Origin of the sequence: Streptomyces sp. NBC_00005, assembly GCF_045160215.1 — a bacterium.
In the GTDB taxonomy this organism is placed as follows: Bacteria; Actinomycetota; Actinomycetes; order Streptomycetales; family Streptomycetaceae; genus Streptomyces.
On sequence record NZ_CP108316.1, the window covers coordinates 9,346,125 to 9,362,967 of the forward strand.

At 72.5% G+C, this 16,843-nt stretch carries 15 protein-coding genes and 1 pseudogene; 9 read left to right on the forward strand and 7 right to left on the reverse strand.

All coding sequences use genetic code 11. The annotated features are described in order from the left end of the window. Positions 1 to 19 precede the first annotated feature (19 nt). From OG303_RS42665 to OG303_RS42675, 3 genes are all read right to left on the reverse strand, one after another. A complete protein-coding gene (locus OG303_RS42665; protein ID WP_405875277.1) occupies positions 20 to 661 on the reverse strand; it encodes a cutinase family protein in 642 nt (213 codons plus the stop codon). A gap of 753 nt (positions 662 to 1,414) precedes the next feature. Next, complete coding sequence (locus tag OG303_RS42670) at positions 1,415 to 2,185, reverse strand: isocitrate lyase/phosphoenolpyruvate mutase family protein (RefSeq protein WP_405875278.1); 771 nt, start codon at positions 2,183 to 2,185, stop codon at positions 1,415 to 1,417. A gap of 138 nt (positions 2,186 to 2,323) precedes the next feature. Continuing rightward, the gene (locus tag OG303_RS42675; protein WP_405875279.1) at positions 2,324 to 2,599 is read right to left on the reverse strand and encodes an SRPBCC domain-containing protein; all 276 of its coding nucleotides are present in this window, start codon (positions 2,597 to 2,599) and stop codon (positions 2,324 to 2,326) included. Between the two features lie 221 nt (positions 2,600 to 2,820). On the opposite strand from OG303_RS42675, the gene OG303_RS42680 reads away from it, so the two are divergent. The 9 genes and pseudogenes from OG303_RS42680 to OG303_RS42720 all read left to right on the forward strand — a co-directional run bounded on the left by OG303_RS42680 (position 2,821) and on the right by OG303_RS42720 (position 8,740). Further along, positions 2,821 to 3,309 carry an MFS transporter gene (locus tag OG303_RS42680; protein WP_405875280.1) on the forward strand — a complete coding sequence of 163 codons (489 nt, stop codon included), beginning with the start codon at positions 2,821 to 2,823 and terminating at the stop codon, positions 3,307 to 3,309. Further along, positions 3,306 to 3,485 (forward strand): hypothetical protein, encoded by a 180-nt coding sequence (locus OG303_RS42685; protein ID WP_405875281.1) that lies wholly within the window; start codon positions 3,306 to 3,308, stop codon positions 3,483 to 3,485. Before OG303_RS42680 ends, OG303_RS42685 begins: the two co-directional genes overlap by 4 nt. 158 nt (positions 3,486 to 3,643) lie before the next feature. Continuing rightward, entirely contained in the window at positions 3,644 to 4,678 is a 1,035-nt protein-coding gene (locus tag OG303_RS42690) for a sigma-70 family RNA polymerase sigma factor (RefSeq protein ID WP_405875282.1), read from the forward strand. After that, positions 4,675 to 4,959, forward strand: coding sequence for a hypothetical protein (locus tag OG303_RS42695; protein WP_405875283.1), 285 nt, complete (start codon positions 4,675 to 4,677; stop codon positions 4,957 to 4,959). Before OG303_RS42690 ends, OG303_RS42695 begins: the two co-directional genes overlap by 4 nt. Positions 4,960 to 5,048: 89 nt before the next feature. Further along, entirely contained in the window at positions 5,049 to 5,318 is a 270-nt protein-coding gene (locus OG303_RS42700; protein WP_405875284.1) for a hypothetical protein, read from the forward strand. Between the two features lie 200 nt (positions 5,319 to 5,518). Beyond that, complete coding sequence (locus OG303_RS42705) at positions 5,519 to 6,250, forward strand: SDR family NAD(P)-dependent oxidoreductase (RefSeq protein WP_405875285.1); 732 nt, start codon at positions 5,519 to 5,521, stop codon at positions 6,248 to 6,250. Between the two features lie 5 nt (positions 6,251 to 6,255). Continuing rightward, the gene (locus OG303_RS42710; RefSeq protein WP_405875286.1) at positions 6,256 to 7,713 is read left to right on the forward strand and encodes an MFS transporter; all 1,458 of its coding nucleotides are present in this window, start codon (positions 6,256 to 6,258) and stop codon (positions 7,711 to 7,713) included. Between the two features lie 333 nt (positions 7,714 to 8,046). Continuing rightward, positions 8,047 to 8,412, forward strand: a pseudogene (locus OG303_RS42715) (transposase family protein); the annotation flags it as partial. A 25-nt stretch (positions 8,413 to 8,437) separates the two neighbouring features. Then, positions 8,438 to 8,740 (forward strand): DUF2625 family protein, encoded by a 303-nt coding sequence (locus tag OG303_RS42720; protein WP_405875287.1) that lies wholly within the window; start codon positions 8,438 to 8,440, stop codon positions 8,738 to 8,740. Positions 8,741 to 8,747: 7 nt separating this feature from the next. Here OG303_RS42720 and OG303_RS42725 read toward each other — a convergent pair whose 3' ends face one another. From OG303_RS42725 to OG303_RS42740, 4 genes are all read right to left on the reverse strand, one after another. After that, positions 8,748 to 9,995 (reverse strand): PucR family transcriptional regulator, encoded by a 1,248-nt coding sequence (locus tag OG303_RS42725; RefSeq protein WP_405875288.1) that lies wholly within the window; start codon positions 9,993 to 9,995, stop codon positions 8,748 to 8,750. 122 nt (positions 9,996 to 10,117) lie between these two features. After that, positions 10,118 to 11,059: an alpha/beta hydrolase gene (locus tag OG303_RS42730; RefSeq protein ID WP_405875289.1), complete on the reverse strand. Its 942-nt coding sequence runs from the start codon at positions 11,057 to 11,059 to the stop codon at positions 10,118 to 10,120. Between the two features lie 9 nt (positions 11,060 to 11,068). Beyond that, positions 11,069 to 15,079 carry an acyltransferase domain-containing protein gene (locus tag OG303_RS42735; protein ID WP_405875290.1) on the reverse strand — a complete coding sequence of 1,337 codons (4,011 nt, stop codon included), beginning with the start codon at positions 15,077 to 15,079 and terminating at the stop codon, positions 11,069 to 11,071. After that, positions 15,076 to 16,842 carry a fatty acyl-AMP ligase gene (locus tag OG303_RS42740; protein ID WP_405875291.1) on the reverse strand — a complete coding sequence of 589 codons (1,767 nt, stop codon included), beginning with the start codon at positions 16,840 to 16,842 and terminating at the stop codon, positions 15,076 to 15,078. The genes OG303_RS42735 and OG303_RS42740 overlap by 4 nt, the downstream gene beginning before the upstream one ends. Position 16,843: the final 1 nt, after the last annotated feature.

Genomic DNA, 16,843 nt, shown 5'->3' on the forward strand with positions numbered 1-16,843 from the left:
GTGGTGTCGCCGCCGCGACTCAGACCTTGCCCGCGGCGAACGCAGCCGCCGCGTCGGCGTCGGCGGTGTAGCCGAGGTGCGCCAGCACGTCGTCCCCGCCGTTCTCGCACACGGGGTCACCCTTGGCGCAGTAGTCGATGGTGCGGCTCTGGTAGGTGCCGGTGACGCTCTTGCCCAGGGCCCGGATCGGGTTGCCGAACAGGAGCACGGCGGCGACTCGCGGCTCGAGCGCGGCGGGGATCGTCGCCACGATGGGGCTGCCGACCACGGCGCCGTCGCTGCTGATTCCTATGGAGTTGTCGACGACGTTCGCGCCCTGTGAATAGCCGACGAGAATAAAACGCTGGTTCGGGCAGGCGGCTGCCTGCGCGTTGACATGGTTCACCAGGTCCGCGTTTCCCTGTGCGGCCGAAGTCAGGGAAAGGTCCGCGGGATAGTCGACGGCATAGCTGGACAGATTCTTGCCCGTCAGTTTCTTCTGCAGCGCGGAGTACACCGGGTCGCCGACGATCACGCCGAGCGTGCCCGGTTCGAAGGTGCCGCGTGCCGCCACGACGTCGATGTCCGAGCAGGTGGCGGCCGATGCCGTGGGTGCGGAGAGGGTGGCCAGTCCGGCCCCGCCGGCCAGTGAGAGTGCGGCGAGGCACAAGCGAATACGCATGGGAATCCTTTGAGGGTGGGGCGCTCGACGCGCCTGTGGAAAGGACGGTCCCGAAGGTATTCGCGTTTCCCGGCGGGGTGTTATGGACGGGAATTCAGAGACTCCACCTGTTTTTGTCGAGTAGTGAGCCACGGCCCCGGTCTCCTCGACGCCGGGGCATGTGTGAGCATTCTCGGATGCGGGAGTTCGACAGGGCGGTTGCAAAGTCCCTTGATCTTGTGTGAGTGCTGGTCAGGAGAGGTACCGGGGGTCCAGCGGTCGGCGGAAGCTGTCGTTGGACATTTCGCGGAGTCCGGGCCGCGATGTTTTGTGTGGCCGACGGCTCGCAGCGTGTTGATGGCGAGGCTGCGGCGGGTGGCCATGTTGTCCGGGCCGTGTCCGGTGCGGACCTTGGAGGCGTCCTGGGCGAAGGTGGTTTCGCGGACGAAGTGGAGACGGTTCTCGGTGATCCACTGCGGGCGGACGGTCTCCGCGATGCGCTCGGCGTCCTGAGATCGGCACGACCTCGGGGCAGCCCATCCGGCGCGAGACGTCGCCCGTGCTCGCGAAGGTCCAGATCGTGACGCCGACGGCAGAGGGGGAGTCGTTGCCGCGGGGCCCCTGCCGAGGCCAGCGAGCTCGCGCGTCAGTTCGGCAGCGAGTTCAGCACCGCCGAGCGCACCAGTCTCGGCGATCTTCTCGACCGCTGCCGCGATTCCCGCTGAGAACACCCGGCCCGCGTCGGCTGCCAGGATCGGGTACCGGTCTCTCCGATCACGCGAGCAGGCTCGGCAGAGTCTCGGTCTCGAACCACAAATAGACGTGCCGCTGCAGGCTCGGCCCGAAGGTCACCCGCGCCACGCCTAGGCCGGCTAGTTCCGCAACCGTCATCGGCGACCGTACGCCGCGCGCGACGTTGACCGGTCCGTCGATCGTCTGCACGAGCTTCTCGATGGTCGTCGGCTCACCCGTCCCCAGCGGGTAGACGCAGTCGGCGCCGGCATCCAGGTAACGGTTCCCGCGCTCGACGGAGGCGGCGAGCTGTTCCTCCGGAGTTCCGACGCGACGCAGGAAGGCGTCGGTCCGGGCATTGATCACCAAGTCCAGCCCGGCGGCGACGGCGGCCCCCCGGATGCCGCGGAGGAACTCGACCTGCTCCGAGATCTCGACGATGGCGCCAGTGGCCGGGTCCGAGTCCTCGATGTTGAGACCGACCGCCCCAGTGGCCGCGAATCGCTCGACCAGTTCCTCCGGCGGAAGGCGGTAGCCACGTTCGAAGTCGACGGTCACGGGCACGCTCACTGCTTGGGCCATTCCGCTCGCCGCCGCCAACATCGCCTGGACGGGGGCGGCCTCGCCGTCCTCCCGGCCGAGGCAGGCCGATACGGCGGCACTGCTCGTCGCCACGGCCGGGAAGCCGACCCGCTCGATGATCTTGGCCGACGCAGCGTCCCAGCCGTTGGGGGCCACCAGGGGTCGCCCGGGCACGTGCAGCGCTCTGAGCGCCTCGGCCTTCTCCTTGTTCCCGTGTGCTTCAGCGTCCATGACGTACTCCAGACTCCGTGGTGCCTGTGCACCTGCCAGCATTCCTCTGTCCGTGAGACGTGAGGGGCAGCTCGGACTCATCGGTGCAGGCCGCGCGACGAGCTCGCGAGGCCGGCAGGTGTCGGCGCTCGGACTCGCTCAGTGCCAGTCGCCGATCTGCAGGTCGGCGGGGTCGGGGGTGCCCTGGCCCGTCTCCAGCAGCTGCTTGAGGCTGAGCAGGTACACGGCCCACTTGGTGCTGCAGTGGGACATGAACTCGACCGGCTCGGCCCATCCGCGGTGCGCGAAGAGCACGATGGTGAAGTCGCCCTCCTGGCGCAGGTCGAAGCTCACGTGGGCGCCGATCCACTCGGCAGGACCGTCGACGACCTCCCAGAGCACGCGCTTCCCGGGCATGAGCTCGACAACTTTCATGTCGAATCCGCTTGGCACGAACCGGAAGGCGATCACGCCACCCTCACGGGTCCTGCATCGCTGTGTCCTCTTCTCGAGTACGCCGGGGTGCACGGTTTCCTCGCGCTGCTGGGAGGGGCGGGCTGCTCGGGTGATGTGCGGGTGCGTGCCACGGGTGGCCGACCCTGCTCGGCGGCACCCTGGTCAGCCTGCTGAGCCGGCGGGCCGCTCTGTTCATCAACGTGCCCGTGGCCGTGCTCTTCCTCGCGCTCACGCCGTTCCTGATCCCCGAGACCAGGATCCCGGACCGGACCAAGCTCGATGCGGTCGGCGCCGTCGCCATCACGGGCGGATCGAGTCGCGCGGCCGCGCCGCTCGCCCCACCGGTCGGCATTCTCAAGCGTCCCACCGTCATGTGGGGCAACTTCGCCGGTCTGGTCGTGTTCTCCGTGGAGACCGCGACGAGCTTCATGATGACGCTGCACCTCCAAAACGTCCTCGGGCTCAGCCCGTTCGTTACCAGCCTGATCTTCGGCATCCCCGGTCCGGTGGCCGTGTTCGCGGGCCCGATCGCCGGTCGCCTCATAAGCCGCTCCGGATACCGCACCGTGCTCGCGGCCGGGGTGTCGCTCCAGAGCCTCGCGGCGATCCCGCTCAACTTCCCGAGCAACGACCGCTGGGCCTGTCGGTGCTGGTCCCGGCGATGCTGCTCAGCAGCTTCGGGCACGTGACCTCGATCGTGGCCTACACCAGCACAGGCACCTCGAACCTTCCGAACGAGGAGCAGGACCTGGCCACCGGTCTGACCACGATGGCCCAGAACGTCGCCCTCACGATCGGCATCCCGATCCTGAGCGCGATCGCCGCCACCGGGCACCGGAGCTCTCCGGCATCCATCTGGCCGTGACTGCGGAGGTCATCGTGACTCTCGCCGGCGTGGTGGCCACATGGTCGGGACTTCGCCCGCGCAGCGCCGGGGATGGCGAATCGGCGCCTCTCCCCGACCGGCGGAGCGCCACGGTCGAGCTGCCCGGGACATGAGCACCGATGAGTCAGGAGGCCGGGATGCGTCATACCGACGTGGATGAATCCCTGCTGAAGAAGTCACGCGCGGAAGGCCAGGCGGCCTTCGAACGACTGACCGAACCCCATCGTCGCGAGCTCAACGTGCACTGCTACCGGATGCTCGGCTCGATCGAGGACGCCGAAGACGCGGTGCAGGAGACGTACCTGCGGGCCTGGGCACGGCTGGACAGCTTCGCCGGCCGGGCACCGTTCCGGGCTTGGCTGTACGGCATAGCGACGAACGCGTGCCTGGACATGCTCCGCCGCCGCAAGGCCCGGGCCTGGCCCACTGACGTCGTGGGACCCGCCGAGCCGGGGAGCGAGCCGTCGCCGCGGGTCGACATCCCGTGGCTGCAGCCCTACCCCGACAGCCTGCTGGCCGTCCCGGCGCCCTCGGACGGCGAGCCGGAGGTCGCGGTAGCCGCCAAGGAGACGATCGAGCTGGCGTTCCTGGCAGCCATCCAGCGGCTCCCGGCGCGCCAGCGGGCCGTGCTCATCCTGCGCGACGTGCTCGACTGGTCCGCGAAGGACACCGCACAGACGCTGGAGACATCCACGGCCGCGGTCAACAGCGCCCTCCAACGTGCTCACGCCGGGCTCGCCGCCCATGTGCCGCCGGATCGCGAGGAGTGGCCGACCCGCGACCGCGCGACCGCCGCCGCGGACGAGAAGGCCCTGCTCCAGCAGCTCATGGAGGCATGGGAGCGGGCCGACACGGCCGCGCTGGTCACGCTGCTGCGCGACGACGCGCGGCTGGTCATGCCGCCGCGCCCCACCTGGTACGACGGCCGCGACGCCATCGAGACCTTCCTCCGCATGCACGTCTTCGGGGGACTCCGCGGAGACTGGCGGCTCGTGCCGACCTCGGCCAACCGGCAGCCCGCGTTCGCGCTCTACTGGCGTGCGCCGGACGACACCGAGCTCCGGCGGTTCGCGATCGGCGTGCTCACCGTCGGTGACGCGGCGATCACCGAGCTGGCGATCTTCGTCGACACCCCGCTCTTCGACCGTTTCGCCCTCCCGGTGACGCTGTGACGTACGACGGCGAACCGGTCTCGTTCGTCGGCCGCGGGACCCCACCAGGCCGCCGGGTTCGGACCGTCGTCATACCGCCCGGGGACGTCCTCGACTACGTGCCCGGGGAGTGGACCGACGCCCTCGTGGTGGTCGAGGAGGGACTCCTCGAAGTCGAGTGCAGCAGCGGTGCCCGCGCGCGGTTCGGATCCGGCGCCGTCCTCACCTTCGCGGCCGTGCAGCCGCGGCGCCTCCTCAACCCCGGCGCGACCCCGCTGGTCCTGAGCGCGCTGACCCGGTGACCCTGCGACCTCGCTCAGCTCCGTCGCGCTCGCCGAGTCTCCCAGGTCCTCGTCACCGGATCGGCGCCGGGCCGGTGATGGCTGCGGGCATGGCGATGATCGCGGGCGGGACCCTCTGGGCGACGCAGGTCCCGGTCCGTGGCACCTTCTGGGCCGACCTGGCCGGCGGGCTCATCGTGGCTGGCGCGGGCAGCGCCTTCGCCTTCATCTCCACCTCGGTCGCCGGCCTGACCGGCGTGGGCGAGCGCGACGCCGGCTTCGCCTCGGGCCTGCTCAACATGTCCCAGCAGATCGGCGGCGCGATCGGCGTCGCGGTGACATCGAGCCGTGGCGACCAACCACGGCGGCAGCGGCGCTGACCGGCGGTTTCCAGTGGGCGCTGTGGGCCTGTACGGCGATCGCCGCCGTCGGCGTACCGGTCGGCCGGCGTCGTACGACGCGCGCGGAACCCGTCCTCGAAGCGCGGACATCCGATGAGTGCGGAAGCCCGGGCACGTCATACAGAGGACCGGACGCTGCCCGCCCGGGTCGCACACCACTACGAGAGGACGCCGTCATCGTGACGCGCATCGAAAGCACGACAGTATTGATCACCGGCGCGAACCGAGGCATCGGACAGGCGCTCGTCGACGAGGCGCTGGCGCGGGGCGCAGCCACGGTCTACGCCGGGACGCGTACGCCGCTCGATCACCCCGACCCCCGTGTCCGGCCGGTCACGCTCGACGTCACCAGCAGCGAGCAGATCAAGGCAGCGGTCGACGGGATCGGGTCCCTCGACCTCCTGATCAACAACGCGGGCATCGCCGGGTACGACGATCTCAGCGACCCCGCCGTCATCGCCCAGCACCTGGCGGTGAACCTCTACGGCACCCTCGCCGTCACGCGGGCGTTCACCCCGCTGCTGGCCCGTAGCGGCGGAGCCATCGTCAACAACCTTTCCGTCAACGCGTTCGCGCCACTGCCGCTGATCGCGTCCTACTCCGTCTCGAAGGCGGCGGCGTTCTCCGCAACCCAGTCCCTGCGCACGCTCCTGTCTGGGCAGGGGGTGAGCGTCCATGCCGTCCTCACGGGCATCGTCGACACGGACATGTCCCGGGGCGTCGAGATCCCCAAGGACACCGCTGCCGCCGTAGCGGCGGCCATCCTCGACGGCGTCGAGAGGGGCGAGGACGACATCTTCCCCGACGCCATGTCCCGGCCGATGGCCGACAGCTGGCGCAGCGGCGCAGGCAAGACGCTGGAGGGCCAGTACGCCGCACTGACCGCCGACACGCTGGCCGGTGCCCGGTGACGGCCATGCCCGCGACCACCGCTGCCCGCCGACCCGCATCCCTGGGCCTGGTGCTCGCGCTCACCGTGGTCGGCGCGCTGGTGGTGGCGCTCGACCAGCTTGTGGTGGCCACCGCCCTGCCGACCCTGCAACGCGATCTCGACGCGTCGATGTCCAGCCTTGAGTGGACCGTCAGCGCCTTCAGCCTCAGCCTCGCGGCGCTGATGGTCCCGGCCGCCGAGCTGGGCGACCGGCTCGGTCGCAGACGGACCTACCTGCTCGGCCTGGTCGTCTTCGCGCTCGCCTCGGCCGCGTGCGCCCTCGCCCCGAACATTGGCCTGCTCATCGGCGCCCGGGTCGTCCAGGGCGCCGGCGGGGCAATGATCATGCCTGCGGCGCTCGCCCTACTCACCGCCGCCGCCCCGCCACACAAGCGCGGCGCGGTGATGGGCGTGTACGCCGCCTTCATGGGCCTCGCCGTGGCCGGCGGACCGCTGGTGGGCGGCGCTGTCACCGAAGGTCTCGCCTGGCAGTGGATCTTCTGGATCAACGTCCCGGTGATCGCCCTGGTGCTGCCACTGGCCGCGACCAGGCTCACCGAGATGAAGGGCAGCCCGGTGCGCCCCGACGTGCTGGGGCTTCTGCTCGTGGCGACCTCGACCTTCGGGATCGTGTGGGCGCTCGTGCGCTCCGGGTCGGCCGGGTGGGGCAGCGGCGAGGTGCTCGGCACCCTGATCGGCGGCATCGTCCTGCTGGTCGGTTTCGTCGCGTGGGAGCTGCGGACGGCGTACCCGATGCTGCCGATGCGACTCTTCACGGTGCGCGAGTTCGCGGCCGGTAACGCCTCCGCGCTGATGCTGACCGCGTCGCTGATGAGCACGGTGTTCTTCCTGGCGCAGTATCTGCAGGTGGCCCAGGGCTACTCGCCGCTCGGGACAGGCGTCCGCTTCCTGCCCTTCACCTTGCCGCTGTTCTTCGTCGCGCCGATCGCCGGCCGGCTGCAGGACCGGGTCGGGCCGCGCTGGCTCATCTCCACGGGTCTGACCCTGCAGGCTGCCGGGTTGCTGTGGCTCGCGGTCGACGCCCACCAGCACGACGGCTACGCCTCCTCGATCGCCGCCCTCGTCATCGCAGGAGTCGGTACGACGATGGCCATGCCCGCCCAGCAGAGCTCGGTGATGACCTCGGTGCCGCCGGCGTCGATGGGCAAGGCCGCTGGCACCTTCAGCGCCGTCCGGCAGCTCGGCGGCGCGTTCGGCATCGCGATCCTCGCCGCCGTCTTCGCGGCGCACGGCACCGACCGGTCGCCGCAGGACTTCGCCGACGGGTTCTCCGCCGCGATGGTCGCGGCTGCCGTCCTGGCGATCCTCGGGGCCGCCGCCGGGCTCCTCGCACCGAGCCGTCGGGCAACGCCACCGCCGGCGCCCGCGGCTACCCCGGCCGGTGCGGGTGTGTCGGCCCCCAAGGGAGCCAGTGCCGGCTGAGCCCGGAGAGCCGGGGCGGCGTGTCCGTGGAGCGCGGGCCACTGCTCAGCCGAGTCGACGAGCGACGAGCTCGGCTGCGTGTCCCTGCCGGCCGGACGGCAGGCAGGGACACGCAGCCCAAGATCAGTCCGGGTGCGCCGGGGACCATGCGGTGTGGGAGAGCGGTTCGACGATGACACGGTCGTCGCGGTGAACTGCCCTGGTTTTTGAAGGAGTTTTTGAAGGCCATGAGGGCAGGGCGGTTCAAAGTCCGGTGATCACGTGAGTCTGCAGGTCGCGACGGTATGACGATGCGTGGTCGGGCCGGTCCGTACGCGACGAGAGCTCCGGCTGATGCCGGTGACCGATCAAGTCGCCTGCACCGCCCGGAGCTTCGATGTGCCGTCAGTCTGCCAGCATCTGTCTGATCAAGTCGCCCACCGTCAGCACCGGTTGATCGGGCCGCCGGCCCTGTGGCTGCAGACCCTGGCCGACCCGCGGCATCGGCGCGGGAAGCGTCACTCCTTCGTGAGTGTGCTGCTGATCGCCTGCTCGGCGGTGCTGACCGGGGCACGCTCCATCGCCGCGATCGGCCTGTGGGCACGAAGTGCCCCGCAGGACGCGCTCGCCCGGCTCGGCACTTGCGCCGCGACGGTCTTCGATGTGCGGATCGCACCGGGTGCGGCGACCATCCGCCGGGTGCTGAACGCCGCCTGCCCCGGCGGGCTTGCCGACCTGCTGGGCTGTGACCCGGGCGGGGCCGAGACCCTCGCGGTGGACGGCAACAGCGCCCGCGGTCCGGCTGCTGTCGGGCCGGCTCGGCACCTTCTACGACGGACTGCGATGGCCCGGCCGGCGTGCGGAAGCCACGGCGCTCGGCTTCTCGCAGGGCATCGCGGTGTATCCCTTCCTGTGGTCCGAGGAGGCCCACGAGGATCTCGCGGCCACGACCCGAAGTGCCGTACCGATGCGCGAAGTTCTGGGCGTGGCCGCGGACTTCGCCCGGCAGGCGGGCGCGGCCGATCCGGGGTTCCTCGGCGACGTGTGATCGACTCTCACGGGGCCGGCACGGACGTCGACCCCGACGCGTCCTGATCCCGCGACGACGCCGAGCGCAGGGCCAGGATCAGTTCCAGGCGGGCGTCGGAGTCGTGCAGGGCGTCGCCGAAGAGCTTCTCCAGCTGGCGCAGGCGGTAGCGGACCGTCTGCGGGTGGACGTGGAGCCGGGCGGCGACGTCGGGCACGTTGCTGCCGCTGAGCAACCAGGCCAGCAGTGTCTCCGCCAGTCGCGGACGCTGCCCGTCCGAGGCGGCGTCCAAGGGGGCGAGGACCCGCGCCTCCAGCCGGGCGAGCAGCGGCTCGTCGCTGTGCAGCAACAGGGTCGACAGATGGTCGGCGCACCGCACCGCGCCCTGCCGGGGGAGGATCCCGCGGCCCATCAACCCCAGCGCCCGCGTCGCCCAGTGCAGCGACTGCGCGGCATCGGTGAGCGGGACGGTCGGGCCGATCGCCGCCGGGCGACCGCCCAGGCCGAGCGCGAACGACCGCTCGCCGAACCGGCCGGAGCCCTCCGGGTCCGGCACCAGTACCCGCGGCGGCCGTGAGTCGATGTCCACCAACGCCCCGGGCATCGCGGGCAGTTGCTCCTGCGAGCGCAGGTCCGCGGGGGCCGCCAGCGCGACGACGGCCACCTGCGAGGGCACCCGCCACCGCGCGCCGTGCGCCAGGTCCTGCACCGCCTCCAGGGACACCGGCCCGTCACCCAGCAGCAGATCGAGCAGCCGTCTGCGCCGCCGTTCCAGCTCGTCCGTGCTGCGCAACTGTGCCTCCGCGTAACCGGCGGCCGCCGCCTCCGCGACCTCGTGCACGGTCCGGAACGCCAGTTCCCCCAAGGCGGACACCACCGCCGAGTCCAGCCCGAGTTGCTCCGCCGTACGGCCCATCAGCCGCCAGGCGTGCAGCCCGCCCACCCGTAACGCGGACTGCAGCGCGTCCAGGCTGCGGCCCTCCTGGGCCTCGCCACGCCCGAGTTCGTAGTACGTCGCGGCTATCGCGGCGCCCTGGCCGCGCGGATCGGCGATGTGGTCGACGAACAGCGTGAGCGCCTGAACCACCCCCGCTCTGAGGTGCTCGCGGTAGGTGCCGTCGGCCGGCCGCGCGTACTCGGGAACCTGTCTGCGGACCTCCGCCTCCACCTCGTCGGCGACCTCCTCGAGCTGGGCGCGCAGCAGTCCGGCCAGCTCGGGCGGGACCGGAGCGCCTCCGGGACCCATGGATACGCCGCGTGGGGTGGGGACAGCCACGACGGACACTCCTTTCACCCGGAGGCGGCTCGCCCACGGGCTGGTGCCCACGGGACGAGGGGGACGTCCAGCATTGGACGGACGTCCCCTGCGCTCCGTTCCGTGCCCAGGCTGCACCGACATCACTCCGGCACTCCCAGCGCACCGGCGAGCATCGGCCACGAGGCGGCGAACTCCCCTTTCCAGTAGGCCCAGCTGTGTCCTCCCCCCGAGTAGTAGTGGGTCGTGACCGGGATGCCGAGGAGGGCGAGCGTGTCGGTGAAGAGGTGCGCGGAGGGCCACAGCAGGCTCTCCAGCGCCTCGGGCAGCCAGTCGCCGATGCCACCGGCCACACCGCTGCCGTTGGAGACGTAGAGCGGTGTGCCCCGCAGCCCGGTGGCGCGGGCGCGCGGGTTGAAGTTGCGCCAGACGAAGGCGTCGAAGATCGGGTTGCCCCACAGCGAGGCGGGCGTCAGGTTCTCGCGCGCCACGATCGCGTCCACCAGGGTGGGCACGCCGAGGGCCGTGGTGTCGAGGATGCCGCTGTAGGAGGCCGCGGCGGTGAACGCGCCCGGATGGCGGGCCGCGTGCGCCATCGCGCCGTAGCCTCCGGTGGAGACACCCGCGACGGCCCGCACACCGGACGCCCGGTAGTCGCGGGCGAGCATCGCCGGGACCTCCTGGACCTGGAAGGTCTCGTAGTCGGGGCCGCTGCGCCAGACGCTGGGGATCCCCGTGGGGCCCGCGTCCGGCATCGCGACGATCAGGTCGCGGCCCTCGGTGAAGGCCTCGATGTCCGTCTCCCGGGTCCAGGACGTGTAGTCGTCGTGGGCACCGTGCAGCAGATACAGCACGGGGTAGGTCCGCCCGGTCTGCGCGTCGAAGCCCGACGGAAGGATCAGCCGTACCGGCGCACTGCGGCCGAGTGCGGAGGAGGTCACGGACACGTCGAACGTGCGCGCCGCGACCCGGGTCGCGGCCCGGGCGCGTCCTGCGGCCGTGGCGCCGAACAGGGCGGCCAGGCCCGTAGCCGCCGCGGTCCTGGTGACGGCGCGTCGGGACATTCCGGCGGGGTGGTGCGGCATGGCGGCTCCTCAGTCCTGTTGAGCGGGTGGGCCCGGCGAGCCGAGCGCCCGCCGCAGATGGGCGGCGATCTCGTCGACGTGCGGCGGGTCGAGCAGCGACAGGTGGTGCCCCGCGACCGGAACGACCTCCAGTCGCGGGCACACCTCGTCCCAGCCGAGGGCGTCGTCGTCGCGTTCGTACGCCGGGTCGCGCACCGTGTGCGGAGCCGGTTGAGTGGCCCGGTACAGGACCACCGGACCGTCGTGGCGGCCCGGCCGGTGGGCCTCGCCGATGCGCAGGTCCACGTACGAGGCGCGCTGGTGCTCCAGCGCGGCGGGCGGCACCTCGGCGGCCCCGCGCAGCGAGCGCAGCACGAGGTCGATGCGCTCGTGGTCGTCGTCCGTCGCCACGAGATCGTCGTACGGCAGCCGCAGTTCGACGCCGTACGTGTCGGCGACGTGCCGGGCGAACCCCGTGAGGTGCGCGCGGATGCGGTCGGCCGGCGTACGGCCCGGCTGGGGGAGGGGCCGTACGGAGTCGATGAGCACGACCAGCTCCACGTCCCGTCCTGCGGCAGTGAGTTGTCGTGCCGTCTCCTGCGCGAGGAAGCCGCCGAAGGACCAACCACCCAGTGCACAGGGGCCGTTGGGGTGAACGGCGGCGATCGCCTCGGCGTAGCGGCGCGCCTTGTCCGGCACGCTGCGGGAGTCCTCGACCCGTTCCAGCCCGTACACCGGCCGGTCGTCGCCCAGCCGTTCGGCGAGCGCGCGATAGACGTCGGTGGGGCCGCCGGCCGCGTGGAACAGGAAGAGCGGAGGCCGCGTGCCGGTGGTGCGCAAGGCCCGTAGTGGGGAGGCCTCGTCCAATGCCGTTGCGGAGAGGGCCTGTTGGACACGGTCGGCCACCTCGTCGACCGTCGCGGCGCCGAACAGGTCGCGCAGCGGAAGCTCGATCCGGAACTCCCGTTCCAGGGCGGTGCGGATACGGACCGCCATCAGGGAGTCCAGGCCGAGGTCGGCCAGTGCCGTCGCGGGCGTGACGCGCGCCGCCGGATGACCGGTGACGGCGGCGATGTGGTGACTCAGACGAGCCGCGACCGAAGTGGCGGCCGCCCCCGCGGCTGTGGAGGGCTCGTCCCAACGGTCCGCTGCCGCCGCTGCGGCGGGGGTTCGGCCGTCGGTCCACCAGTGCCGGGTGTGCCGCCAGCGAGGCGTGGGCAGGTCGATGACCCGGCCGGGCGGGATCGGCAGGGACAGGCCCGCCGCGTACAGGGCGCCCAACTCCGCCAGGAACGCGGCAGATCCGTCCGCGTCGCGACGTAGCGTGCCCACGGCCAGGGTGCCGGGCACGGTGTCGGCGACGGACCGGGCCAGGACCGGATGCGGCGAGATCTCGACGAAGGCGGTGTGGCCGTCGGCCGCGGCCGCTGCGAGCGCCTGGTCCAGGCGCACGGGCCGGCGCAGGTTGGCGGCCCAGTGCGCGGCGTCGAACACGCAGTCGCCGCGCGGGTCGTCGAGGACCGTGGAGTAGACAGGGATGCGCGGGCGCCGGCCTCGTATGTCCGACAGGGCCTCGGTCAGCTCCGGCAGCAGCGGGTCCACCTGGGGGGAGTGTCCGGCGCCGACGACCCGCATGGCCCGGGCGGCCTGCCCCCGTGCCTCCAGCGCGTGCACGAGCCGGGTGACCGCGGCCTCGTCACCGGTGACGACCTTCGCCCGGGGCGAGGAGTGGACGGCGACCTGCACTCCTGGGAAGTCCCTTGCCAGGATGGGCAGTTCACTGTCGGCCAGGTCCACGACGGCCATCGCGCCGCCGGACAGTCCGCCCAGCAGCCGGGCCCGTACGGCGACGACCCGCGCCGCGTCCGGCACGTCCAGGGCGCCCGCGCAGACGGCGGCGGCCACCTCGCCCATGGAGTGACCGATGACGGCGACCGGTTCGACACCGTGCGAGCGCCACAGCTCGGCGAGCGCCAACTGAAGCCCGAACAAAGCGGGTTGAGCGACCTCGAGGCGATCAAGATCACCCCCGGAGGCGAGGTGCTCGTGGAGAGAGAAGCCGAACTCGTCGGCGAGTTGCGCGTCCAGCTTCTCCACGGCGGCGGCGAAGGCCGGTTCCTCGGCCAGCAGCCGGCGCCCCATGCCGGACCACTGGCTGCCGTACCCGGAGAACACCCACACCGGACCCCGCCCGACGAGATCACGGTCGCCGGTCACCACCCGGGCATCCGGTTCGCCCCGCGCCAACGCGCCCAGCGCTTCGGACAGTTCACCCTCGTCGTGGGCGACGACAGCCGCGCGCACGGGTCCGCGCCCCGCCCGTCCCGCGAGCGTGCGCGCCACGTCGGCGGGACGTGCGGCGCTTCCTTCCGGCGTACGCAGCCATGTGGCGAGTCGGGCGGCGGTGTCCCGGACCCGCTCGGTGTCGACGTCGGACAGGAGATGGAGGCGAGCGGGCGGCGCCTCGGCCGGGGGCGGTGGGAGGACGGTGGGTCGCCATTCCTCCAGTACGGTATGGGCGTTGGTGCCGCCGAACCCGAAGCCCGAGACCCCGGCGGTGGCCGTGCCGCCGTAGCGGGGCCACGGCTCGGGCTCGGTCACCACGCGCAGCCGTGCGTCGTTCAGGGCGCTGCCGTGGGCGCAGTGCAGCGACGGCGGGATGCGGTCGTGGTGGAGCGCGAGCACCGTCTTCACCAGGCCGGCGATGCCGGCGGCGGACTCCAGATGGCCGAGGTTGCTCTTCACGGAGCCGAGCAGCAGCGGCTGTTCGGGGTCACGGTCCGGGCCCAGCACGGCTCCGAGCGCGCCCGCCTCGATCGGGTCGCCGAGCGGGGTGCCGGTGCCGTGCGCCTCGACGTAGTCGATCCGGGCCGGAGCCAGTCCGGCCCGCGCGTAGGACGTGGCCAACAGGGCCTGCTGGGCAGCAGGGTTGGGCGCCATGAGGCCGTTGGAGCGGCCGTCGGAGTTGACGGCGGTGGCCCGGATGACCGCCAGGACGCGGTCGCCGTCCCGCTCGGCGTCGGACAGCCGTTTCAGCAGGACCGCCGCGCAGCCCTCGCCGCGCCCGATGCCGTCGGCCGCCGCCGAGAACGGCTTGCAGCGCGCGTCCGGTGCGAGCGCGCCCGCCCGCCCGAACGCGACGCCGACGACCGGCGACAGCAGCAGGTTGACGCCGGCGGCGATCGCCGTGTCGCTCTCGCCGGTGCGCAGGCTGACACAGGCGTGATGCACGGCGACCAGCGAGGAGGAACAGGCGGTGTCGACGGCCATGCTCGGCCCGCGGGTGTCCAGGACGTACGCCAGCCGACCCGCCGTCACACCGAGCGCCGCACCCGCCGGCGCCCAGGGATCGACGGCGGCTGCGTCCGCGCCGGTGAGCTGTCCGTACTCCGGGGCCGAGACACCGACGAAGACACCGGTAGCCGTACCGGCGAGGGCGGAGGCCGGGACGGCGGCATGGTCCAGCGTCTCGCGGACGACCTCCAGGAGGATCCGCTGCTGGGGGTCCATCACCGCGGCCTCGCGCGGGGTGATGCGGAAGAAGTCGGCATCGAACCCGGCGATGTCGTCCAAATAGCCGCCGTACGCGGGCGCGTCGCAGGGCGGGAAGGCGGTGAAGTCGCCCCATCTGTCCTCCGGGACGCGTCTGATCGCGTCGACCCCGTCGTCCAGCAGCCGCCAGTAGTCGGCCGGGCCGTGCACTCCGCCGGGCAGCCGGCAACCGACCCCGACGACCGCGACCGGCTCGCCGAGCACCGCCGGGGGAGGCGTCCTGACCGGTGCGGGCGGGTGTTCCGCTGCCGCGGCGCACAGATGCGCCACCAGCGCGTCCCCGGTGGGCGCCTCCCACAGCAGGGTCGCCGGCAGCTCGCGGCCCGTCAGCACGGACAGCTCCCCGGCCAGCACGACCGCGTCCCGCGAGGATATGCCGAGGTCGGCCAGCGGCCGGTCCATCGGGACGTCGGCGCCGGGGGTGCCGTGCCACGCGGCCACGCGTTCCGCGATCAGGCGGCGCACCGCCCTCTCGTCGACGCCCGTCATCCCGCGGTCCCCGCCGCGTAGGCGCCCTCCAGGTACCGGGCCCGGGTCAGGGCCCGCGACACCTTGCCGCTGGACGTCCGGGGCACCGCACCCGGAGCGACGAGGACGACGTCGGCGAGCCGTAGCCCGTGCCGGGCGGAGACGGCCGCGCGCACCGCCCGCGTCAGGGCCGGTACGTCGATGTCGGCGAGCCGCGTGGTCCGCGCGTGCTCGGCCACGACCACCACCCGCTCACCCGCGCCGCCCGGCACACCGAAGGCGGCGAGCCGGTCGCGGCGCACGGCCGCATGCGCGTCCTGGGCGGTGGCCTCCACGTCCTGCGGATAGTGGTTGCGGCCGTCGACGACGATGAGGTCCTTCAGCCGGCCGGTGACGATCAACTGCCCGTCCAGCACGGTCCCCAGGTCGCCGGTGCGCAGCCAGGTGCCCGGCGAGTCACCTCGGCAGTCGCCCGGCGCGTCTTCGGCGAGGGTGGAGCCGAAGACGCGCCGGGTCTGCGGTTCGTTGTTCCAGTAGCCGCGTCCCACGTTGGGGCCCTGCACCCGGATCTCGCCGACCTCGCCCTCGGACAGGACGGCGCCGGAGACCGGATCGACGATACGGACCCGCTGGCCCGCCGGGGTGCCGCAGCCGGCCAGCAGCACGGCTCGGGGATCGTCGGGCCGCGCGGGCAGCGCCTTTCCGGTGGCGAGCGCGTCACGGTCGAGGGCGAACCGGGCGAGCGGCTCGCCGGGCCGGGCGGCGCAGACGAAGACGGTGGCCTCGGCGAGCCCGTACGACGGACAGTGCACCTCCGCGGCCAGCCCCTGGGCGGCGAACGCGGCGTGGAAACGGTCGGCCGTGCCCGGCCGCACCGGCTCACTGCCGTTGATCAACACGGCGACGCCGTCCAGCCGCAGCTCCGCCTTCTGCGCCTCGGTCACCGCGGAGGAGCAGTAGTCGTAGGCGAAGTTGGGCGCGGCGCTCAACGCCCGCGGATGCGCCGCGAGCAGCCGCAGCCAGCGCGCCGGCTCGCGCAGGAACGCGGCCGGGTCCATGAGGACCGAGGGCACACCCCGTACGACCGGGGCCGCGACGCTGAGCACGAGCCCCATGTCGTGGTAGAGCGGCAGCCAGCCCACGCAGGTCACCGGGTGTGCGTCGGCACCGTAGGCGGTCAGCGCCTGGCGGGCGTTGGCGACGACGTTGGCGTGGGTGATCTCCACGCCCGCCGGAGCGCGGGTGGATCCGGAGGTGTACTGCAGATAGGCGGTCGCGGCGGGGTCCGGCACGGGCGCCTGCCAGTCGCGGGCGGCGGCGTCCGGGACCCGGTCCGCCGCCACGACCGGCACACGCGCCCGCTCGCAGAAGTCCGCCACCTCCTCCAGGGCGCCGCTCGTGGTCACCACGATCGCCGGGCGGGCGTCGGCCATGACCCCGACGAGCCGGTCGCCGTGCCCGGGCAGACCGGGCGGATACAGGGGTACGGCGACCATCCCGGCGGCCAGCGCCGCCAGGAAACCGGTGACGTAGTCCGTCCCTTGTGGGCACAACAGCGCGACCCGCGCCCCGGGTTCGGCCTGCTCCGTGAGCCGGGCGGCCAGCGCCCGTACCCGCAGGTCCAGGCGCTGCCAGGTCAGGGTGCGGTGCACCCCGCGCGAGTGCGGGGCGGGGTGGTCGACAAAGGTGAACGCCCGGCGGTCGGGGGTGGTTTCGGCCCAGTGGCGCACGTACTCGGGCAGAGTCCGGTGCGCGGGCGCGAGCGGGGGGCGGCGGCTGTCCATC

What these genes read in the sequence shown, in the direction of transcription:
- OG303_RS42730 (WP_405875289.1), bottom strand. Translation starts at nt 11,059, where the DNA reads ATGCCGCACCACCCCGCCGGAATGTCCCGACGCGCCGTCACCAGGACC.
- OG303_RS42735 (WP_405875290.1), bottom strand. Translation starts at nt 15,079, where the DNA reads ATGACGGGCGTCGACGAGAGGGCGGTGCGCCGCCTGATCGCGGAACGC.
- OG303_RS42675 (WP_405875279.1), bottom strand. Translation starts at nt 2,599, where the DNA reads ATGAAAGTTGTCGAGCTCATGCCCGGGAAGCGCGTGCTCTGGGAGGTC.
- OG303_RS42710 (WP_405875286.1), top strand. Translation starts at nt 6,256, where the DNA reads ATGCCCGCGACCACCGCTGCCCGCCGACCCGCATCCCTGGGCCTGGTG.
- OG303_RS42700 (WP_405875284.1), top strand. Translation starts at nt 5,049, where the DNA reads ATGGCGATGATCGCGGGCGGGACCCTCTGGGCGACGCAGGTCCCGGTC.
- OG303_RS42740 (WP_405875291.1), bottom strand. Translation starts at nt 16,842, where the DNA reads ATGGACAGCCGCCGCCCCCCGCTCGCGCCCGCGCACCGGACTCTGCCC.
- OG303_RS42665 (WP_405875277.1), bottom strand. Translation starts at nt 661, where the DNA reads ATGCGTATTCGCTTGTGCCTCGCCGCACTCTCACTGGCCGGCGGGGCC.
- OG303_RS42690 (WP_405875282.1), top strand. Translation starts at nt 3,644, where the DNA reads ATGCGTCATACCGACGTGGATGAATCCCTGCTGAAGAAGTCACGCGCG.
- OG303_RS42670 (WP_405875278.1), bottom strand. Translation starts at nt 2,185, where the DNA reads ATGGACGCTGAAGCACACGGGAACAAGGAGAAGGCCGAGGCGCTCAGA.